The organism is Yersinia ruckeri ATCC 29473, assembly GCF_000754815.1.
In the GTDB taxonomy this organism is placed as follows: domain Bacteria; phylum Pseudomonadota; class Gammaproteobacteria; order Enterobacterales; family Enterobacteriaceae; genus Yersinia; species Yersinia ruckeri.
This window is the reverse complement of sequence record NZ_KN150747.1, coordinates 2290947-2312169: the sequence shown is the minus strand read 5'-3', so window position 1 is coordinate 2312169 and position 21223 is coordinate 2290947. Positions and strand designations below refer to the sequence as shown.

Genomic DNA, 21223 nt, shown 5'->3' with positions numbered 1-21223 from the left:
TATTTTCAACGCCAATTTAACGTTCTGGCCATAAATCAACCCAGATTAATTGGCTATCGGCGGTGCTGGGAACCAGTTGCCCAGCCTTGACTACCGGCATCCACCAGCATCCCTGTTGTGGCAATAACTGGCGAGTTTCAGCATGCACAATCTGCCATTCACCACGCACGGCATACACCACTCCGGCATGGTTTGCGGGCAATGTCTGGGTCGTGGAGATCACCGTGACACCAGCCTGCCAGCATCCGCGCCGAGTCATCACATTAAAATCCTGACTGCTGCCGCCCAATAACCTAGCCTCCAGCGGTACATCCCCGGGGAACGAAAAAGGTCGATAAAGTTTAGACAGGTAATGATCTATTCGATCAACGCTGTAAAGTCTGACACCTTCGCCGCCCAGCAACATAATTGAGCGATCAACACCCGGGAAGGCCGAAAATGGCCCATTTTGTTCGATAGTCGCGATACTGACACGCCAACCAAAATCGTTCCCTCCCACCGGCCAGCAGGCAATTTCACGGGTTTCACCGCCACCATTACGCCAACGACTTACCGGTAAATCGGCGTAATCAAAAAATGTCACACTCATCATAGCTCCTGCTGACAGTCTTTTAGCAGCGCCAGAAATGCCGCGGCACTTTGCTGTTGTAGCGGATGGAATCCACTAATAATCACCGGTTTTCCGCCGACGTAAACATCGCGGATCTGGCTTTTGTCACCGGCAAACAACCACCGATTCAACAGAGAGGCGGAGGGTGTACCGGCGATATAAGGGTCAGCGCCATCCAATACCAACCAATCTGCCCGATACCCCACGGCCAACGCACCGATTTGACTGCCGCAGGCCTGCGCACCGCCAGATAACGCTTGCGAATAGAGTAAGTCGGCAACCGCTGGCTGTATTTCTGAGGTTAAACGATTACGCCGCTGATCACGCAGGCGCTGACCGTATTCCAACCAACGTAATTCTTCCACTACATTGAGCGAAACATGGCTATCAGAGCCGATGCCCCAACGTCCTCGTTGCCGGATATATTCCACTGCGGGGAAGATACCGTCCCCCAGATTGGCCTCGGTGGTCGGGCACAACCCAGCCACGGCCTGACTGCCCGCTAATGCCGATAACTCGCTCTGATCCAGATGTGTGGCATGCACCAAACACCAACGGCGGTCTACTGCTACGTGTTCATACAACCAAGCCACAGGCCGCTGCCCGCACCACGCTAGGCAGTCATCGACTTCTTTTTGTTGCTCTGCAATGTGGATATGTACCGGTAATGCCTGATCGGAAGACGCCAATACCTGTTGCATCTGCGTCAGCTCCACCGCTCGCAGAGAATGGAAACACAGCCCCTGATTTTGCAATGGCTGGTTTTTCAACTGGTTGGCAATCACTTGCTGCTGGTGTAAATAGCTATCAGTATCCTGAATGAAACGTCGCTGCCCCGGTTGGGCTGGCTGCCCGCCAAAACCGGCATAGCGATACAACACCGGGAGCAGCGTCATACCTATTCCAGCCTGTTCGGCAGCCTGACTCAGCTGCGCGGTCATTTCGCCAACGTCAGCATAAGGTTTACCATCGGGAGCATGGTGCAGATAGTGGAATTCAGCCACTTGGGTATAACCGCCCTTCAGCATTTCGATATACAATTGCCGGGCAATGATGCCAACCTGTTCCGGCGTTAAGCGTTGCACCAATCGGTACATCAGATCTCGCCATGTCCAGAAACTGTCTTGCGGATCGCCAGCGATTTCGGCCAATCCTGACATCATGCGTTGAAAGGCATGGGAATGAAGATTCGGCATTCCCGGTACTATTGGCCCGTTGAGTAATAGGCAGCCCTCTTCCCGACTTCCCACCGTTATCTGCTGGATAATACCGTGCTGATCGACCTCTAACTGCACATTGGTTGCCCATCCGTCAGATAAGAAGGCACGTTTGGCAAAATAAGCTGGCATAAGTCATCCCAAGGTTGTGAGAACAGTTAACACAGCAAGACATCGCTACATCAATAAATTAAACCGCTTACTTGTATATACATATACATACGCTAAATTCAACCGTAGACTTATCTTATTATTGTTTCTTTGACGAGGTTAACGCCGTGGCTGAACAACAGTCTCTATTACAACTGACCAGCGCAATGAGTGACGCTCCTGCCCCTATTTACCTTAGGGTCAAGCAGGCCATCATCCGCCAAATTCGTTCTGGTACCTGGCAACCTCACCAGCGGGTTCCATCCGAAAGCGAATTAGTGGCGGAACTGAGTGTCAGCCGAATGACTATCAATCGCGCCTTGCGTGAACTGACCAGCGAGGGTTTTCTGATCCGCATGCAAGGTGTGGGTACTTTTGTTGCTGAAGCCAAAGCCCACAGCGCATTGCTGGCGGTGCATAATATTGCCGATGAAATTGCCGCCCGAGGCCATCGTCACAGCAGTCAGATTTTGCAGTTGGAAGCGCGCCCCGCCAGTGCAGAAGAAGCCAGCGCATTGGGCATTCAGACGGGACAACAGCTATTTTATTCCCAGATAGTGCATTTTGAGAATGATATACCGGTACAGGTAGAAAACCGCTGCGTTAACCCACAGACTGCACCGGACTATATGCAGCAGGATTTCAGTCGAATTACCCCGTACAGCTACCTAACGCAGGCGGCGCCACTGACCGAAGGCGAGCATATTGTCGAAGCCGTCATGCCAGCACCAGCAGAGCGTGACCTATTGGCATTAAAAGAAAATGAACCCTGTCTGCTGATTCGGCGGCGCACCTGGTTTGGTAAAGCCGTGGTCACCTCCGCGCAATTACTTTATCCCGGTTCCCGCTATCAATTATTCGGCCGTTTCACGCCACAAGGGACAGTAACATCCTGATAACAGATTAAAGGTGTGATAGCGCAAATTGCTGTGTCTTGCCAGTTGCCGAGGTTGAATTTATAGGCTAGGTTGTCTTTGATTGTCTATACAACCATATCGCCACACTCGGCGGAGGACAAAGATGGCGTCTGTAATTCACTGTGACAGTTTGTGGTCTGGAGCCAATATCGTCACCATGCGCGATGGCCACTACAACATCATCAACGACGGAGCAATTGCCGTTACCGATGGCAAGATTATCTGGATTGGCGAATACGCTGCTCTGCCAGCCATCAAAGCCGAGCAGGAAGTGATCTTTCCCGGTGGGATCATCACTCCAGGATTGATCGATTGTCATACTCATTTGATCTTTGGTGGCGATCGCAGCGACGAATTTGAACAGCGGCTTAATGGTGTCAGCTATGCCGAGATTGCTGCTCAAGGGGGTGGGATTATTTCCACCGTTCAGGCTACCCGTCAAGCTTCGGAAGAAACATTATTCGCGCAGGCACTACAACGGATCAAACCGTTGCTGGCAGAAGGCGTTACCTGCATAGAAATAAAATCCGGCTACGGTCTGGATGTCGCCAGCGAGTTGAAAATGCTGCGGGTTGCTCGCCGCCTCGGTGAGATGCTGGCGGTGGAAATCAAAACCACCTGTCTGGCTGCCCATGCATTGCCACCGGAATATACCCACCGCGCTGATGATTATATTGATCTGGTCTGTCATACCATTATCCCGCTGGTCGCCAAAGAAAAGCTGGCCGATGCCGTGGATGCATTCTGTGAGCATCTGGCCTTTTCGCCAGCGCAGGTGGAACGAGTTTTCTCTGCGGCCAGACTGGCTGGGCTGCCGGTGAAACTCCACGCCGAACAACTATCTGCACTGGGTGGTAGCACCCTGGCGGCCAAATACCATGCGTTGTCAGCCGATCATCTGGAGTTCGCCAGCGAAGACGATGCCCGCGCCATGGCTACTGCCGGTACCGTGGCGGTACTGTTGCCGGGTGCCTACTACATACTGCGGGAAACCCAATGCCCACCGATTGCCTGGTTCCGCCAGCACGGCGTACCCATGGCACTGGCCAGCGACGCTAATCCTGGCACTTCACCGGTTCTGTCTTTGCGTCTGATGCTGAATATGGCCTGTACCTTATTCTGCATGACGCCGGAAGAAGCTCTAGCCGGTATCACCTGCCACGCCGCTCAGGCGCTAGGTATCGAGGCCACGCAGGGTACATTGGAAGTCGACAAGTTGGCTAACTGGGTACACTGGCCACTGTCTCGCCCCGCAGAGTTATCTTATTGGTTGGGCGGACAACTCCCCGCTACCGTGGTTTATCAAGGAGAAATACGTCCATGACCCTCACCGAACCTATCAGTTTTCATGCGGGTGAATTACCGCTGCTAATCAGCATTCCTCACGCCGGTACTCGTCTAACACCGGCAGTTGCCGCCGGTTTAAGCGATGCCGCCCGACCACTCTCTGATACTGACTGGCATATTCCACGCCTTTACTCATTTGCTAAAGAAATGGGTGCCAGTATGCTGATTGGTCATTATTCTCGGCTGGTGGTGGATCTGAATCGTCCACCTGACGATCAACCGTTGTATTCCTCCGCCACTACCGGCTTGTTTCCCGATACGCTGTTTGACGGCAGGCCGTGTTTCATTGCAGGAAAAACGCCGTCTGCCACCGAGCGACAGAGCTATTTGGACGAAATCTGGCACCCTTATCACCAGCAATTGCAGCAAGAACTGGATCGGCTGAAAGCCAAACACGGTTATGCGCTATTACTGGATGCCCACTCGATCGCCTCGGTTATTCCACGGCTGTTTGACGGTAAATTACCTGACTTGAACTGGGGCACCAACGGTGGCGTCAGCTGTGCCGAGGAATTAAGCGCGCGTTTGATTGCCTGTTGCCAACAACAAACCACCTTTACTCATATTCTGAATGGCCGTTTTAAAGGCGGTTATATCACTCATGCCTATGGTCAGCCCCCGTTACAACAATACGCAGTGCAACTGGAATTAGCTCAGTTAAACTACATGTCTGAATCTGAACCTTACGATTTTAATGCGGTTCGAGCCGAAGTGTTACAAACCTTACTGAAGCAACTGATTGGTAGCATGATTTTGTGGGGGCGACAACAACAGCGAGTGCGGGATTAAGATGTATTTCACGAATTGTAGTGGATAAAAAAGCGGGGATATCCCCGCTTTTTATGCACCAATTTCCGACACAGAAAAGGGTAACAATCACAATTTTAACAACTTAGAAACGGTAAACCAGTGCAGCGGCAACGACGTCGTCAGTGCTCAAGCCCAGCTTGTTATCATCGTTCAACTGGTTGATTTGGTAGTCAACATAGGTGTACAGATTTTTGTTGATGTAGTAAGTCACACCGATATCAAAATATTTCAACAAGTCTGCATCGCCACCCTCAACGCCAATCAGATTCTTACCTTTAGACTGTACGTAGCCCAGGGAAGGACGAATGCCGTTTTCGAACTGATACTGAGCAACCAATTCAATGTTCTGCGCTTTATTGGCGATCAATGATTTGTATGGTGTCATGTTCAACGTTTCGCCGTACATGGCGGCCAGATAAACCTGGTTAGCATCATATTTCAGCGCGGTTACCCATGCTTGAGCTTTATCACCACCGGCGCTGTTAGCCAGTGTTTTTTGACCCAGTGTACGGTTGGAAGAAGAGAATGACGCCGCTGCACCAATACCTGAACCCGCGATGTTCTGGTAGTCAACAGACAGGCCGTAACCGTCGCCGTTGGCTTTCTGGATTGAACGAATATTGGTGTCAGTCGATGCACCTTCGTCGTTGTTACCCTGGTACTGCAAGGCAATGTTCAGGTCTTCAACCAAACCGAAGAAATTGCTGTTACGGTAAGTCAGCAGACCGGTAGAGCGCCCTGTCATGTAGTTATCAGTGAAGGACATAGAGTCGCCACCGAACTCAGGGAACATATCGGTATACGCCAGCGCGTCATACACAACGCCGTAGTTACGGCCATAATCCAGTGAACCGTATTCAGCAAATTTCAGACCAGCAAAGCCCAGACGGGTTTTATTGCCTTTATCGCCCTGAGATTCAGCATGGTTAGCCTGAATATTGTATTCCCACTGGCCGAAACCGGTCAGTTGGCTGTTAATTTGAGTTTCGCCTTTAAAACCTAAACGAACATAAGTTTTGTCGCCATCGTTATCTTTATCTTTGCTGAAAAGATGTTTAGCGGCAACGCGACCATACAGGTCAAGTTTATTGCCATCTTTATTATAGATTTCAGCTGCATTTGACAGAGAAGGAATCAAACTTAAAGAGACGGCCAAGGCCAGCACACTGCGTTTCATCATTATTTTCCTTGAATTTTATATAAAGTTAACTCATAGCGACAAAATAGAATTGAGTCACATTCTGGTTAATTTTTTATTTTTAATAGACACGGCAAATGTAAAGCCAAGAGACATTAGCATTAAGCGAAAGAAGATAAAACGAAAAAATGATAGAAACATCGGCAAAAACAGCTTTCAAATTGTAACAAAATATTATTTTCGGAACTTTTTTTAACACATTGATTATTATCATTTTTTATTGTTCCCATATAACCATAATGCTATGCACGCACCAAATTAGTGCGCTAGTGTTTCTCTTTGTTTCTTTTTGCACGCATTGTTGATGGTGGTGAATAAATGAAGGCTATAAACGAACCTTATCGTTATTCATCGGATTAAAGGGAGTAATCAGCCTACTTCTTGCTGGAACCTGAATAATTAACCATGACTGGCGTTAACAGCTCAGGTAATGAGATTGGCATGCAAAAAAATAATAGTTCTATAAAGTGCAAGGTTAACATTAACAATTGTAGATAATAATTATTAGCCCACCACATCAATCTAATAGTGCTTTAGGATTATGCTCTATAAGTTTATTTATCCAGTTTTTATCACTGCCTTTAATCAAGAGTAATCATGTTATGCACTCATAAGAGGGGTTATATAAGAGTCTTACCAACAGTTATATTAAACTACGTGATTAGGTTTAATCATTAAATCCATTAGTTATCTTTATTCATTATCCCATTCCAAGACTGGTTGGGCGTGCCACTTTATTGGCGTCGGACGATTCAGTCTCCCGCCTCATTGCCACTCCATCGCAGGTTTGTCGCAGCAACGTCTGCTCTTCCATTTTTACCAGCATCATACCCGCCCTCAGCCCTTGGGCCACGTGGGGGTTGGGAAACAGTATCCATTCATAAGGATGTGCCACTCGATATTCTTCGCCGGACTGTTCGGCCAGTAAACGTCCGTGAACAAAGCGCGTGAAATTGAGGGTTTCATCAGCGACGTGCAGGCGAAAATTCGCATCTTTTTTAATGATCGACGTCACCACCCGATACAAAACCATCGGTGTTGTCAGCGTTCGAGTGGGAAGTGACTCACCGCTGACCAATGCCTGTAACCCACTGATGATGGGGGTAAACTGCGCCAAATCATTCGTACCAAAAGGTAGCGCCTTTCCCAGTTCCAGAGTACAACTATCAGCGCTCCAGTGTTCGCTGCTGTAATGGGCAAAGGTTCCACCAGCGGTGGTATGCATCACCAAGGCATCCAGTTCGATATCCTGACACCAGCGATATAATTCCGTTGAATAAGGTCGCATCTGATAAGGCAATAAACCAAAACGGCTATGATAGGAGCCGCGAATTGCCGTGTGCAAATCGTAATGTAAACGCTGCTGCGCTCCTTCCGTGCAGAAAAAATCGGCGACCGCTTGTTCTAGCCGCTGCGCGCGTTCCCGTTCAAGACATGGTGGGAACTGTTGATATCGCCCGCCAAACATGCGGTTAACATCATGTTCGAGGTAACGCTTACCGGCGCGAATGGCTGCCGGATTCCCGAATAAAATCAATAACCTTACCGCCAACTGACGCTGACCAGACAACAATTCATTCACCAGTTGATTGAGGATTTCAATCGGTGCTGTTTCATTACCATGAATTCCGGCAGATAACACCACCGCTTGCCGATAGCCTTGCAATGGGCACAATTCAAGTATGCCTTCACCCAGCCAATGCCAGCGTAAAGTGGCATTTTCTCCGCCAGGGTTGGCAAGTTGGTCGCCAGATAATGTCAGTGTTAACAGATCCAACATGGCTGCTCCTTGTCATCCAGTTACCCGTTTAAATCTTCTGAAAGCTGTAAACTGAGCCGAGATCCAAAATCTGTGTCAGTTCATCCAACGCTTGCCGTCCTTCTTGCAATAACTGGGGATCGGCCAAATCGTTCAGTTGTAATCGGTCCCGATAATGGCGATCGACCCAATCATTCAAAGTGACAAAAAGTGCAGACGTCATCATGATCCGTGGATTCACCGCCTTGAGCTCCGTGGTGTTCAGCGCCACCCGCAGCCGTAAACAGGCTGGGCCGCCGCCGTTGCGCATACTTTCTCGTAGGTCGAATACGCTGATTTCATCAATGGGCCCACCGCTGACTATCAGTTCGGATAAATAACGCCACACGCCGGCGTGATCCCGCGCTTCTTGCGGGATCACCAGCAACATTTTCCCTCCCGGCTTACTGAGTAACTGGCTGTTAAACAGGTAGGTAGCTACCGCATCTTTCACCGATACTCGATTGGCTGGCACTTCAATCGCCACTAATGGTTGTTCAATATTGGCCATTTTTTGCCGCAGCTCGCTCAGTGCACTGTTGCCGCCCAAAAAGGCCTGTTGATGATGGAATAACACCTGTTGGTTACTCACTGCGATCACATCGTTATGGAAAACGCCCAGATCAATCACCTCAGGATTTTGCTGGAGAAATACCGTGCGGCTGCTATCAAGCTGGTGCAATCGTGCCACCGCCAGACTGGCTTCATAGGTTTGTCGTGCCGGATAGCGGCCAGGCGCGTTTCCCTGTGCCATTCCCTGTCGGCCATAAACAAACACCTGAATGGCGGGTTGCGCATAGTCGCCGCCCAAACGGTTATGGTTAGCCGCCCCTTCATCACCAAACAGCTCAACTCCGGGCAGTGCCATATGGTGCATAAAGTGATGCGGGTGATGGAATACTCGTTGCAGAATAGATGCCGTGGTATCGGCTTCAATAGCTCGATGAAATTTGTTATTCAGATTGGCTACGGTGAAATGCACCCGTGCATCGGCGCTATCGGCTGAAGGCGACACAGTGGCGGCATTGGCTGTCCACATCGACGAGGCCGAACTGACAGCCGACAATAAACGTGGCGCTTCCCGTGCAACCTGACTTAACACCTGCTGATCCGAGCCGCTAAATCCCAACTGGCGCAACGGTGGCAGGAAAGGTCGTTCTTGCGGCGGTAATACGCCTTGCTGATAACCCAAATCCGCTAACGCCTTCATTTTTAATAGGCCCTGTTTAGCCGCCAGTTTCGGGTTAGACAAGCTGTTTTTGTGGGTGGTTGACGCCTCATTACCAAAGGATAAACCGGCGTAATGGTGAGTCAGCCCAACCAAACCATCCATATTTAATTCATATCCTGCCATCGGTCTCTCCAGCACGACTTGCTACTTATAGCGGATCGGTCACATCAAACGAAATGCCCGGTGAGAGCGTTGCCGGTAGCGTCAGGCTATCGCTTTCCAGCGATGCCATCGGCCAGGCACAATAATCTGCGGCATAGAATGCACTGGGACGATGGTTCCCCGAGGCACCAATACCACCGAACGGTGCCACACTGGATGCGCCAGTCAGCGGTTTATTCCAGTTGACGATACCGGCTCGAGCTTGCAGCAGCAGTTGTTCAAACTGTTTACGATCAGGAGAAACCAGGCCGACAGCAAGACCAAAGCGAGTTTGGTTGGCGATATCCAGCGCCTCATTAAAATTGTCATAACGGATAATGCTGACCAATGGCCCAAAATATTCTTCATCCGGCACATTGGCCACCCCAGTCATGTCGATAATTCCTGGCGTTAATATCGAACCCTGCACATCGGGTCGGGTCATGGTCAGTAACGGTTTACCACCCAAGGCCATCAACCGCTCTTGAGCCGCCATCATCTTGTCGGCCGCCTGAAGTGAAATGACCCCGCCCATAAACGGTTGAGGTTGTTGATCCCAGCGGCCAATCATTAAGGAGCGTGCCACAGCGATAAAGCGTTGCAGGAATGTATCCCCGTCAGCACCCCGTTTAACCAAAATCCGGCGGGAACAGGTACAACGCTGTCCAGCAGAAATAAATCCCGATTGGATAGCCAGATTCACCGCAGCATCCCGATCAGCAATCTTTTCAATAATCAGTGCGTTATTGCCGCCCATTTCCAACGCCAGCATTTTCTCCGGTTGCCCAGCCAACTGGCGATGCAGTTGATAACCAGTGGCGGCGCTACCGGTAAACAGCACGCCGTCAATATTGCGTTGCCCCGCCAGAGCGATACCGGTTTCCCGCCCTCCCTGAACCAGATTCAGCACCCCGGCTGGGATGCCTGCCTGCTGCCACAATTTGACGGTTTCTTCAGCCGTGAGCGGTGTCAGTTCGCTAGGCTTAAACACCAGCGTATTGCCCGCCAACAGAGCCGGAACAATATGTCCATTGGGCAAATGGCCGGGGAAGTTGTATGGCCCGAAGACCGCCAGCACACCGTGTGGACGATGCCGCACTACCGAGAGCGCATCGGGCATCGGTGATTCACTGCTGCCAGTGCGTATCTGGTATGCCTGCAAAGAGATATTGACCTTACTAATCATGGCTTGAATTTCAGTCAGCGTTTCCCAGAACGGTTTACTGGTTTCCAGGCTGATCACTCGCGCCAGTTGCTGCTTATGCTGTTCCAGCAAGGTGGCAAAACGCTGAATAATCGCCACTCGCTGCTCCAGAGAGGTCGCTGACCAGATGGGAAAAGCGGCGCGAGCTGAGGCGCAAGCGCAAGCCACATCCTGTTCATTGGCTGCGCGAGCTTGCCATAATAACTGCTGGTCCATCGGTTCATGCTTGGCGAAAGACTCACCGTTACCGGTGTGCCATTCCCCTTGAATAAAGAGCGCGGGATGCGTCATTTTTGGGTCTCCAGGGAAAATAGACTAACCAGACGCACCGTACCGCCCTGTTTCACGCCCAGTGCTGCAGCACTTTCGCTGTTCAGGTGCAAGACTTCGTCGGTTAATTCGGTATCAATCAATAAGGCGCGGAAGTGGTTATAATTTTCATTGGCGACCAGATAAGCGGTTCCGCCATGAGACAGCGCACGATCATCAATAGAAACCGGTCGTAGGATACTTTGGCGAACGGCACGAATTTCATCCGTATTGGCCTCTAGCGTTGGGCCGCCGTCAAAAATATCCACATAGCCCTGATATTGCAGGCCTTCGGTTTCTAGTACCGCACGCGCAGGCGCAGTGTGGGGATGAACCTGGCCGATAACCGCTCGAGCCTCTGGGGCGAGGAAATCCACATAAAGCGGATGTTTCGGCATCAATTCAGCAATAAAGGCTTTCTGACCGGTTCCGCTCAGATAATCCGCTTTGGCAAATTCGATAGCAAAGAAGTGGCGACCTACATTCTCCCAGAAAGGAGAACGTCCTTGCTCATCGGTAAAACCACGCATTTCAGCAATGAGTTTGCGGGAAAAATACTGGCGAAATGCGGCAATAAACAAAAATCGCACTTTGGACAAGAACGGGCCATTCTTGCCCTGACGATATTCAGGATCGAGGAATAAGGTACAGAGTTCGCTGTAACCGGTATGGTCGTTACTCAAAAACAGCGTGGGCACTGATTTATACACATTCAGGGTTTTAGAGGCGTGAACCAGCGTTCCTACGCGAAAGTTATACCAGGGATCGTTCATGCCGACGGCGACTTCAATGGCACTGACGCCCACCACTTTATTCCGTTCACTGTCTTCCAGTACGAACAGATAGCCCTGCTCGCCCGCAGCCAAAGTCCCTTGCCAAGTGCTCAACGCCCGTTCAATGCGTGCGGCAAGGTGCTGCTCATTTTTTGGCAGTGAAGTCATGCCTACGCCAGTTTTTCCAGCCAGTTCAAGGATATCGGCCAGATCTCGGCGTTCTACCGGGCGAATAATCATCATAATCAAGGTCCTTTGCTTACTGCGTGAGTCCTATTGACAGAGTTGCTCAATACCGCGGGCAAGTCGAGCCAGTCCTTCTTCAATATCCGCTGGCGAAATGATCAGCGAAGGTGCGAAGCGCACCACGTCTGGCCCGGCAATCAGTGCAATAACACCGTGCTGTGCTGCAGCCTGAATAATCGCTTTTGACTGGCCGGCATATTCACGTTTTAACACACAACCAATCAGTAAGCCGCTGCCGCGAATCTCGCTAAATACTGGATAACGTTCGTTTATTTTAGTTAATCCCTGTTTAAACCATTCATGACGCTGTTTAACGCCCGCCAGCACCTCAGGGGTATTAATCAAGGTGATTACCGTGCCTGCCACCGCGCAGGCCAGCGGGTTACCACCGTACGTGGTGCCATGGCTACCGACATTCAACGCCCCAGCAAAACGGTTGGTGGTTAGCATGGCGGCAATGGGAAATCCGCCGCCCAATGCCTTGGCACTGGTCAGCACATCCGGTGTCACGCCATAATTCATATAGGCATATAGCGCGCCAGTACGACCGACGCCGGTTTGTACTTCATCAAAAATCAGCAATGCGTTGAAGCGGTCACACAGAACACGCAGCCCACGCAGAAAATCTGCGTCCGCCGGAATTACCCCACCTTCACCTTGAATCGGCTCGACGATAACCGCGCAGGTTTGTGCGTTGATTAACGCTTCTGCCGATGCCAGGTCGTTAAAAATACCGTGGCTGATACCCGCAGGCAGAGGAGCAAAATCCTGCGAGTATTTCGGTTGCCCACCGGCCGAAACGGTAAATAACGTGCGGCCGTGAAAGGCATTGCGGAACGAAACAATCTGGTTTTTTTCACCCGACTGGCCCGGTTTGTTAGCGTAAGTTTCCAAGGCGTATTTGCGCGCCAGTTTCAAAGCAGCTTCATTGGCTTCTGCACCCGAATTGCAGAAAAAGACTCTTTCAGCAAAGGTGGCATCAATCAGCTGTTTGGCTAATCGCAACACGGGTTCGTTGGTGTAGCCATTGCCTAAATGCCACAGTTTTTCAGCTTGTTCGTGCAACGTTGCTTTTAGCGCAGGATGCCCGTGTCCCAACGCATTCACCGCGATACCGCCAGCGAAATCGATGTACGACTTTCCCTGTTGATCCCAAAGGGTCGAGCCTTCACCTCGCACCGGAATAAAATCAGCGGGTGCATAGGTGGGGACAAGCCAGTCATCGAATGATTGACGGGTGACCGAGATTGGTTGTTCCATATAGACCTCTTTATCAGCTTGAATTCTGCGTTTGAATGCTCACGATACCGGTCTGTCATTTCCGGCATTATCATTGAATTCGGGCATTCTCTATTGGCGCTTTTCCCACCAGCGATTGCGGCGAAAATAGCCAGCGTAAAAATGTGACTCCTCGAACAGATATTGCTGGTTGAGAAATCAAACCGGCCCTGCACGATTACCCTATTAACAATTCATAATGAAACAAATTCACTTGATATAAAGTGTAGAGCAGCTTTTGTGCCAGACCGCTCAAAATGTGAATGAATTGTTTTTTTACTTAAAATCAAGGCTTTATTTTGCATAGTTATGCAAGATACAAGCATTCATAATGAATTTTAACTAGAACAGTGGCGAATCTACGCAATGAAAGATGAAATACTATTCAAAGCTCAAGAAAGTTCTATTTTTGCTCTACCTGATCACACTTGCGCAACACAAAACAAACAATTGCGCGTGTGATTGCCCTATATCTGAGCAGAGAGTGCGTTAATTTAGTGCGCTTATTGGGTGGGATTTCAGATTAATGGAAAAGGTACGCCGGCAAGCATTCGGAGAGAAAGTGACGTTACACGGGCTAAAAACGTTTGAATGAGTCACAGAGTTAAGCGACGAAACAAGCTGATATCGCCAAAAAAAACCGGGTCACTTTTGGCACCCGGTTCTTTGCTACTGAATAGTGGCCGGTCTAACGCACGGGTTTTCCAGCGCTGGACTGCCCACTGAGCTGATAGACCAACTGCCCCAGCGTTTTAATTGCCTGCTCGCTGTGACCGCTCCAGGGAAAAGAAGCATTGAGGCGGAAACAATGATCAAACTTATTACCGGTGGTAAACATCCGTCCCGGTGCAATGCTAATTCCTTGTTCCAACGCACGTAAATACAGTTCATTGGTATTGAATGGCGGTTCCATTTCCAGCCATAGGAAATAGCCGCCGCCAGGGTGACTGATCTTAACGTTTCTCGGGAAAGCGTCGACCACCGCCTGATGCATGCTATTAAGGCGCTGTTCCATCACCCGGCGTAAGCGGCGTAAATGGGTATCGTAACCCCCCTGCGTCAGGTAATCCGCCAGAGCCAGCTGCGTCGGTACACTGGCTGAAACCGTGCTCATCAATTGCAGATGCTGAATACGCTGAGCATGAATCCCTGCCGCCACCCAGCCCACGCGAAAACCCGGAGCCAGACATTTAGAAAATGAAGAGCAGTGTAGAATCTGACGGTGCTGATCCAGCGCCTTGGCCGGTAAAGGGCGCTGCGCGCCAAAATACAGCTCGCCGTAAACATCATCTTCTATCAGTGAGATATTGTTTTGCTGCAACAAATTAACCAACCGTTGCTTGTGGCTCCACGGCATCGTCGATCCCAACGGGTTTTGGAAATGGGTCATCAGCCAACAGGCTTTAATCGGATATTGTCCAATCACCTGCTCCAGCGCATCCAAATCGATGCCCAACTGTGGATGAGTGGTAATCGCGATAGCTTTTAGCCGTAGGCGTTCGATGGCCTGCAATGCGCCATAAAATGCCGGTGATTCAATCACGACCCAGTCTCCCGGATCGGTAACCGCTTGCAGACTCAGGCTTAACGATTCCATCGCCCCGGCGGTGATCACAATTTCCTCTGGCGAAACATTCATGCCGCTGGCAGCGTAACGCTGGGCAATATTCCGTCGCAGGCTCTCGTTACCCGGTGGTAGATTGGTGACCGAACTTTGCGGCGATATTTTACGGGCCACGCTGGCTAACGCTTTCGATAAACGGGGTTGCAATAATAGACTGGGATCGGGAAATGCCGAACCGAAAGGCACAATCGACGGATCTTTTCCCGCCTGTAATACCTCGAAGATAAAGGCATTAATATCCACTTGTTCCGAAAGATGAAGTTGGGTTCCACGTTGCGGCTGCGGTAATTGCGTTGGACGTGAGGCCACGTAGTAACCCGATTGTGGCCGCGCGACGATCCAACCCTGACTCTCCAACAATTGGTAGGACTGAACTACGGTCATCAGACTCAAGCCGGATTGTTTACAGCTTTCCCGCAGCGAGGGCAATTTGTCTCCCGCCTGCCATACTTTTGACTGGATTTGGGATCGTATCTGGCTAGCTAACTGTTCATATCGAGTCATAGCTTATCTGTTATAGGTAATATTGCATTAACTGTCACTATTATACCTACTTTAACCTGTGGTTAACTTACTGCCAAGCCTGCTAGCCAGAAATAACCGTATCGGCATTGATAAAATCAATGTACTGCCGCATAGGGATCTCAGTTACTACCCACAGGAATACCTATCTGAAGGATGCGATTGTGCCAGCCCGGCGCTGTTTATTTTACCGTGATACCTATCACCTGCAACGTTATCGCGTTACACCGCTATGAAGATTATAAGGAAGCACCATGTTTGATAAGGGGTTCGCATGTTTGGGTTAACTGCGCTTGAACTGGCCAGAATCCAGTTCGCTTTCACCGTTTCATTTCACATTATTTTTCCGGCGATCACTATTGGATTAGCCAGCTTTTTGGCGGTACTGGAAGGTTTGTGGCTGAAAACCAAAAATCAGGATTATCGCGATCTGTACCATTTTTGGTCGAAAATATTTGCCGTTAACTTTGGTATGGGCGTGGTATCCGGCCTGGTGATGGCCTATCAGTTCGGTACCAACTGGAGCTTTTTCTCCGAATTTGCTGGCAGCATCACCGGCCCACTGCTGACCTATGAGGTTTTGACTGCATTTTTCCTTGAGGCGGGTTTCCTCGGCGTTATGCTATTTGGTTGGAATCGTGTCGGCCCCGGCCTGCATTTTTTTGCTACCTGTATGGTGGCGCTCGGCACTCTGATGTCGACCTTCTGGATTCTGGCATCCAATAGCTGGATGCAAACGCCGCAAGGCTTTGAAGTGGTGAATGGGCAAGTGGTGCCATTGGACTGGATAAAAGTGATTTTTAACCCGTCCTTTCCATACCGATTGCTCCATATGACCACCGCCGCATTCCTCTCCTCAGCCTTCTTCATCGGCGCGTCGGCGGCTTGGCATTTGTTACGCGGGCGCGATACTTCCGCTATGCGAAAAATGCTGTCAATGGCGATGTGGATGGCACTGATTGTGTCGCCGCTTCAGGCGATGATTGGCGATGCCCACGGCTTAAACACCCTGGAATATCAACCGGCAAAAATCGCCGCCATTGAAGGACACTGGGAAAATCATCCGGGTGAAGCGACACCGCTGGTGCTATTCGGCTGGCCGGATATGGAACAGGAAAAAAATCACTATGCGCTGGAAATTCCCTATCTGGGTAGTCTGATTCTGACTCACAGTCTGGATAAACAGGTTCCGGCGCTCAAATCCTTCCCGCCAGAAGATCGCCCTAATGTGCCAGCCGTATTCTGGGCATTCCGCATTATGGTGGGTTTGGGGATGTTGATGATTCTGGCGGGTGTCTGGAGTTTATGGCTGCGCTGGCGCGGCAATTTGTACCACAGTCGCCCATTCCTGCATTTCATCCTATGGATGGGTCCGTCTGGATTGATCGCCCTGCTGGCGGGTTGGTTTACCACTGAAATGGGCCGCCAACCTTGGGTGGTTTATGGTTTGATGCGCACCAAGGATGCGGTTTCCGGTCACGGTGAAATCCATATGAGCATCACCTTGCTGGCCTTTTTACTGGTTTACTGTTCGGTATTCGGCGTGGGTTACGCCTATATGATGCGCCTGATTCGTAAAGGGCCAGTAAAACATGAAGGAGATTATCCAGAGCAAGGTGGCCCTGGCCAAACGCGGACACCATCGCGGCCATTGTCCGCAGTCAGTGATAGCCTCGACGACAACAACACTCAGAGCCGTAGGAGCTGAATATGGGTATGGATCTTCCACTGATTTGGTTTGTCATTATTGTATTCAGTACCATGATGTATGTGGTGATGGACGGTTTTGATTTGGGTATCGGTATGTTGTTCCCATTGGTGAAGGACAGTCGTGATCGCGATTTGATGATGAACAGCGTAGCACCGGTTTGGGACGGTAATGAAACCTGGCTGGTCTTGGGCGGTGCGGCGTTATTCGGTGCCTTCCCGCTGGCTTATGCGGTGATTCTGGATGCTTTGACCATTCCATTAACACTCATGCTGCTCGGGCTGATTTTCCGTGGTGTGGCCTTTGAATTCCGCTTTAAAGCCAGCCCGGAGAAGCAGCATATTTGGGATAAGGCTTTTATTGGTGGTTCTCTGCTGGCAACCTTTACCCAAGGCGTGGTGCTTGGCGCTTTTATTAACGGTTTCGAGGTAACCGGCCGCGCTTATACCGGTGGGCCTTTTGACTGGTTGACTCCGTTCGCTCTGTTTTCAGGTTTGGGTTTAGTGATCGCCTATGCCCTACTCGGCTGTACTTGGCTGGTGATGAAGACTGAAGGGCACCTGCAAAATGCCATGCTGCGCCTGGCTACGCCGCTCACCTTACTGATGTTATTAGTGATCGGAATTATCAGCCTATGGACGCCGCTGGCTCACCCTCAGATTGCCGAACGTTGGTTCAGTTTACCTAATCTCTACGCGTTCCTACCGGTTCCAATACTGGTATTGCTGACAACCTGGGCATTGTTGCGCAGCGTGCAATTACGTGGTCACTATGCTCCTTTCCTATTGACACTGTTATTGGTATTCCTCGGTTACAGCGGATTAGGCATCAGTATCTGGCCTTATCTGATCCCACCATCCATCACCTTTTGGGCCGCCGCCGCACCGCCGCAAAGCCTCGGTTTTATGCTGGTTGGCGCACTGTTTATTATCCCAATTATTCTGGTTTATACCTTCTGGAGCTATTACGTGTTCCGCGGCAAGATTAATCATGATCAAGGCTATCACTGATTTTCTACGGGCTGGTGATGCCAGCCCACATCTTCTCGCTTGAGTCACAGGAAAGACTATGTTTAAAAAAACGTCAACGCGCGTGGAAGCTAACAGCCATGTCGCCCCTTGGTGGAAAAAACTGGGCTGGCTGATCTTGATATGGTGTGGCAGCGTGCTGGCACTGCTGATGGTTTCTATGCTGTTTCGCATGATGATGACCGCCGCCGGGATGAAAAGCCATTAGTACTAACGCTTTATCCACAAAAACGCTAAGGTAGTAGGGATGATTATCGCGAGGAATCCACTGAATGAAACGCTACCTGATCCCCCTGGTTAATCAGGTTGCCCTGATGATGCTGTTACTGAGTTTGTTGGGTCTGGCCGGTATGAGTATTTCTTCGTGGATGGCTCACAGTATTCAGGGCAATGCCCATGCGATTAACAAAGCGGGTTCGCTGCGGATGCAAAGCTATCGTTTGCTATCAATGGTACCGTTAAAGCGTGATGATTTACCCTATATCGACGCGTTGGAGCGGGATAAAACCAGCATAGACCTACAACAATCCCTGCAACGAGAAGGCCTGACCAAACCCTATTTACAGCTCAATCAGTACTGGAGCCAAATCCTGAAACCGGATTTACAGCAGGCGCAGCGTGCTGAAGATGTCGCGCCACAGGTGGCCAATTTTGTTCACCAACTTGATGCTCTGGTGCTGGCTATCGACCATAAAACCGAACAACGAATCGTGCGGGTATCGGTGATTCAATGGGTGTTTATTGCCCTGACGCTGGTGCTGTTGCTCGCCACAACCTTCTATCTGCGCCGTCGGTTACTGCGCCCTTGGCTACAGCTCATTGCCATGGCGAATGCCATTGCCCGTGGTGATTTCAGTCGACGCTACACCCTGACCCATAATCGAGACGAAATGGGAACGTTGGGAATGGCCTTAAATCGCATGTCGCAGGAGCTGTCGCTGATTTATACCGATCTCGAGCAACGGGTTGAAGAAAAAACCGCTGATTTGCAACAAAAAAATCAGGTGTTGGCTTTCCTGTATCGCAGCAGCCAGGAATTGCATACCCATCAGCCTCTGGCGCAGCGTTTAACCCCGGTTATCGAGCAATTACAATCCCTAACGCCACTGAAAAATATTCAGATCTGTTTGTATGGTAGCGCGGGTGATAGCTATCATAATCCGCTCAATACGGCACAAAGTTCCATTATCAGTAGCGCCGATCTGGAGCATGCCCTGACGCCGAGTTACCAGTGGGAATCGCTAAGTTGGAGCCTGAGTGACAAACTGGAGCAATATGGTCTGCTATTGGCCAGACAGCCCGTTGACCAACCGCTTAATACTGATCAGCAACAGTTGATCCATATGCTGGTCGAACAGTTAACCAGCACGCTGGCGCTGGAGAATCAGGCCCGACATCAGCAACAGTTATTGCTAATGAACGAACGCTCCGCGATTGCCCGTGAACTGCATGATTCGATCGCTCAATCTCTTTCTTGCCTGAAAATTCAGATCAGTTGTCTACAACAGCATGCAAAAGATCTCCCCGAACCCAGCCAGGTATTGATGCAACAAATGCGTGAGGAGCTAAATATTGCCTACCGGCAGTTGCGCGAATTACTCACCACCTTCAGGTTAAAACTCAACGAAGCCACGCTGAATGCGGCATTGGAAGCCAGCGCGGCAGAGTTTAGCGACCGAATCGGCGTACCGGTTACGCTTGATTATCAGCTTCCGCCAGAGTTGATCCCCGCACATCAAGCTATTCATCTGGTACAGGTCGCCCGCGAGGCGCTGAATAATATTTATAAGCACGCTCAATGTACTCAGGTCAGTATTCAAGTGTTTCGCGAACAAGAGAAAGTGGTGATGGTGGTGCAGGATAACGGTTTAGGTATTGGCGACAGCAGCGCGCGTCCTAACCATTATGGATTAATGATTATGCACGATCGCGCCCACAGTTTGGGCGGGCAGTGCGAAATTCGACAACGAGAAACAGGTGGAACTGAAGTTCGTATCCAGTTCCCACCAGATAATAACAATTTAGACTGAATTTCAGCGGTGCCAGTCCCTGCTCCGAGTCATGATTGGCAAAAAACATCTGACATCATTATTTATCAGCGCATTAAATATATGTAAATAATTATCATTCACATAACTCGGTGATATAATCCTCTCATTGAAACAGCCCATCTCTGCATGACTGAATATTGAATACAATGAAAAGGATGAGAACGTGACCACTGACGCTATTGTAAACAACCCCCCTTATCGTGCGCCACCGCCCCGTTTGGTTCAGGTCAAAAAAGTATCAGATATCTCCCCGCATCTACGTCGTATTACCTTTTATAGCCCTTCTCTAGCCAATTATCCTACCGATAGCGCAGGGGCTCATTTGAAATTATTTCTTCCGCAAGCTGGGCAAACTCAACCGACATTACCGGTATTCAGTGATAAAGGCCCGATTTGGCCGGAAGGAAAAAGACGCCCCGTGGTACGCACCTACACAGTGCGAGCCATACGTCCTGCCGTCGGTGAAATAGACATTGAATTTGCCATCCACGACCATCATGGCCCTGCGGTCGATTTTGCCCGTAATGCACAGGAAAATGATTGGATTGGCATCAGCAATCCCGGCGGCCCGCACCCAATGCTGCCTGCGGCGCAACATTATTATCTGGTTGGCGACCCGTCCTCACTACCCGCCATCGCTGCATTGCTGGCATCCCTGCCAGCGCAGGTTGAAGGCCAGGTCATCATTCGCATTGATAGCGATCAGGACAGAATTGATCTGAAAAAACCGGTCGGTATCGAACTGAACTGGATCATTGGTGGAACAGAGAAAACGGATGAAATCGTCACTCAATTCTGTTCATTCGACTTACCGACGGAAAATGTCATGTTTTGGTTGGCAGGCGAAGATAAATTGGTGGTGCTACTGCGCCGTTATCTGCGTCGTGAAAAAGGTTGTGAGCGCGAACAACTCTACGCCGTACCTTACTGGCGCGAAGGGATGACCGAAGAAGCCTATCATCAGAAACGCCATGATGTGATGGATAATCTCGATAGCTGATCGACAAGATAAATTTCTGCCCGGTCTTGGACATATCGCCCTGATATGTCCATCCTTAAAT

At 50.0% G+C, this 21223-nt stretch carries 17 protein-coding genes; 8 read left to right on the top strand and 9 right to left on the bottom strand.

The genetic code is table 11. The annotated features are described in order from the left end of the window. Positions 1 to 16: 16 nt before the first annotated feature. Positions 17 to 589 (bottom strand): HutD/Ves family protein, encoded by a 573-nt coding sequence (locus DJ39_RS10205; RefSeq protein WP_038242310.1) that lies wholly within the window; start codon positions 587 to 589, stop codon positions 17 to 19. Next, the gene (locus tag DJ39_RS10200; RefSeq protein ID WP_004720635.1) at positions 589 to 1959 is read right to left on the bottom strand and encodes a formimidoylglutamate deiminase; all 1371 of its coding nucleotides are present in this window, start codon (positions 1957 to 1959) and stop codon (positions 589 to 591) included. The genes DJ39_RS10205 and DJ39_RS10200 overlap by 1 nt, the downstream gene beginning before the upstream one ends. A gap of 146 nt (positions 1960 to 2105) precedes the next feature. On the opposite strand from DJ39_RS10200, the gene hutC reads away from it, so the two are divergent. From hutC to hutG, 3 genes are all read left to right on the top strand, one after another. Next, on the top strand, positions 2106 to 2873 hold the full coding sequence (gene hutC, locus DJ39_RS10195) for a histidine utilization transcriptional repressor HutC (RefSeq protein WP_004720633.1): 768 nt from the start codon (positions 2106 to 2108) through the stop codon (positions 2871 to 2873). A 124-nt stretch (positions 2874 to 2997) separates the two neighbouring features. Continuing rightward, entirely contained in the window at positions 2998 to 4218 is a 1221-nt protein-coding gene (hutI, locus tag DJ39_RS10190; RefSeq protein WP_038242304.1) for an imidazolonepropionase, read from the top strand. Continuing rightward, entirely contained in the window at positions 4215 to 5030 is an 816-nt protein-coding gene (gene hutG / locus DJ39_RS10185) for an N-formylglutamate deformylase (RefSeq protein WP_038251344.1), read from the top strand. The genes hutI and hutG overlap by 4 nt, the downstream gene beginning before the upstream one ends. A gap of 103 nt (positions 5031 to 5133) precedes the next feature. Here hutG and DJ39_RS10180 read toward each other — a convergent pair whose 3' ends face one another. The 7 genes from DJ39_RS10180 to DJ39_RS10150 form a co-directional block, all read right to left on the bottom strand. After that, a complete protein-coding gene (locus DJ39_RS10180) occupies positions 5134 to 6231 on the bottom strand; it encodes a porin (RefSeq protein WP_004720628.1) in 1098 nt (365 codons plus the stop codon). Positions 6232 to 6949: 718 nt separating this feature from the next. Further along, positions 6950 to 8029: a succinylglutamate desuccinylase gene (gene astE / locus DJ39_RS10175; RefSeq protein WP_004720626.1), complete on the bottom strand. Its 1080-nt coding sequence runs from the start codon at positions 8027 to 8029 to the stop codon at positions 6950 to 6952. Between the two features lie 28 nt (positions 8030 to 8057). Beyond that, positions 8058 to 9401, bottom strand: coding sequence for an N-succinylarginine dihydrolase (gene astB, locus DJ39_RS10170; RefSeq protein ID WP_004720624.1), 1344 nt, complete (start codon positions 9399 to 9401; stop codon positions 8058 to 8060). A 25-nt stretch (positions 9402 to 9426) separates the two neighbouring features. Continuing rightward, entirely contained in the window at positions 9427 to 10914 is a 1488-nt protein-coding gene (astD, locus tag DJ39_RS10165; protein ID WP_038251342.1) for a succinylglutamate-semialdehyde dehydrogenase, read from the bottom strand. Further along, on the bottom strand, positions 10911 to 11948 hold the full coding sequence (gene astA / locus DJ39_RS10160) for an arginine N-succinyltransferase (protein WP_004720619.1): 1038 nt from the start codon (positions 11946 to 11948) through the stop codon (positions 10911 to 10913). The genes astD and astA overlap by 4 nt, the downstream gene beginning before the upstream one ends. 30 nt (positions 11949 to 11978) lie before the next feature. Beyond that, positions 11979 to 13211 carry an aspartate aminotransferase family protein gene (locus DJ39_RS10155; RefSeq protein WP_004720617.1) on the bottom strand — a complete coding sequence of 411 codons (1233 nt, stop codon included), beginning with the start codon at positions 13209 to 13211 and terminating at the stop codon, positions 11979 to 11981. Between the two features lie 706 nt (positions 13212 to 13917). Next, positions 13918 to 15357, bottom strand: a complete 1440-nt coding sequence (locus tag DJ39_RS10150) for an aminotransferase-like domain-containing protein (RefSeq protein ID WP_004720616.1) — start codon at positions 15355 to 15357, stop codon at positions 13918 to 13920. 292 nt (positions 15358 to 15649) lie between these two features. On the opposite strand from DJ39_RS10150, the gene DJ39_RS10145 reads away from it, so the two are divergent. The 5 genes from DJ39_RS10145 to DJ39_RS10130 all read left to right on the top strand — a co-directional run bounded on the left by DJ39_RS10145 (position 15650) and on the right by DJ39_RS10130 (position 21162). Further along, positions 15650 to 17083 (top strand): cytochrome ubiquinol oxidase subunit I, encoded by a 1434-nt coding sequence (locus DJ39_RS10145; protein ID WP_004720611.1) that lies wholly within the window; start codon positions 15650 to 15652, stop codon positions 17081 to 17083. Positions 17084 to 17085: 2 nt separating this feature from the next. Continuing rightward, a complete protein-coding gene (cydB, locus tag DJ39_RS10140) occupies positions 17086 to 18093 on the top strand; it encodes a cytochrome d ubiquinol oxidase subunit II (protein WP_004720609.1) in 1008 nt (335 codons plus the stop codon). A gap of 58 nt (positions 18094 to 18151) precedes the next feature. Then, the gene (locus DJ39_RS17465; protein WP_069971713.1) at positions 18152 to 18319 is read left to right on the top strand and encodes a DUF2474 domain-containing protein; all 168 of its coding nucleotides are present in this window, start codon (positions 18152 to 18154) and stop codon (positions 18317 to 18319) included. 64 nt (positions 18320 to 18383) lie between these two features. Continuing rightward, complete coding sequence (narX, locus tag DJ39_RS10135) at positions 18384 to 20141, top strand: nitrate/nitrite two-component system sensor histidine kinase NarX (RefSeq protein WP_004720606.1); 1758 nt, start codon at positions 18384 to 18386, stop codon at positions 20139 to 20141. Between the two features lie 184 nt (positions 20142 to 20325). Next, a complete protein-coding gene (locus tag DJ39_RS10130; protein ID WP_004720605.1) occupies positions 20326 to 21162 on the top strand; it encodes a siderophore-interacting protein in 837 nt (278 codons plus the stop codon). Positions 21163 to 21223: the final 61 nt, after the last annotated feature.

Bases quoted from the DNA above. Each gene is read 5' to 3' on its own strand.
- DJ39_RS10205 (WP_038242310.1), bottom strand. From the start codon at position 589: ATGAGTGTGACATTTTTTGATTACGCCGATTTACCGGTAAGTCGTTGG.
- DJ39_RS10200 (WP_004720635.1), bottom strand. From the start codon at position 1,959: ATGCCAGCTTATTTTGCCAAACGTGCCTTCTTATCTGACGGATGGGCA.
- hutI (WP_038242304.1), top strand. From the start codon at position 2,998: ATGGCGTCTGTAATTCACTGTGACAGTTTGTGGTCTGGAGCCAATATC.
- hutG (WP_038251344.1), top strand. From the start codon at position 4,215: ATGACCCTCACCGAACCTATCAGTTTTCATGCGGGTGAATTACCGCTG.
- DJ39_RS10180 (WP_004720628.1), bottom strand. From the start codon at position 6,231: ATGATGAAACGCAGTGTGCTGGCCTTGGCCGTCTCTTTAAGTTTGATT.
- astE (WP_004720626.1), bottom strand. From the start codon at position 8,029: ATGTTGGATCTGTTAACACTGACATTATCTGGCGACCAACTTGCCAAC.
- astB (WP_004720624.1), bottom strand. From the start codon at position 9,401: ATGGCAGGATATGAATTAAATATGGATGGTTTGGTTGGGCTGACTCAC.
- astD (WP_038251342.1), bottom strand. From the start codon at position 10,914: ATGACGCATCCCGCGCTCTTTATTCAAGGGGAATGGCACACCGGTAAC.
- astA (WP_004720619.1), bottom strand. From the start codon at position 11,948: ATGATGATTATTCGCCCGGTAGAACGCCGAGATCTGGCCGATATCCTT.
- DJ39_RS10155 (WP_004720617.1), bottom strand. From the start codon at position 13,211: ATGGAACAACCAATCTCGGTCACCCGTCAATCATTCGATGACTGGCTT.
- DJ39_RS10150 (WP_004720616.1), bottom strand. From the start codon at position 15,357: ATGACTCGATATGAACAGTTAGCTAGCCAGATACGATCCCAAATCCAG.
- DJ39_RS10145 (WP_004720611.1), top strand. From the start codon at position 15,650: ATGTTTGGGTTAACTGCGCTTGAACTGGCCAGAATCCAGTTCGCTTTC.
- cydB (WP_004720609.1), top strand. From the start codon at position 17,086: ATGGGTATGGATCTTCCACTGATTTGGTTTGTCATTATTGTATTCAGT.
- DJ39_RS17465 (WP_069971713.1), top strand. From the start codon at position 18,152: ATGTTTAAAAAAACGTCAACGCGCGTGGAAGCTAACAGCCATGTCGCC.
- narX (WP_004720606.1), top strand. From the start codon at position 18,384: ATGAAACGCTACCTGATCCCCCTGGTTAATCAGGTTGCCCTGATGATG.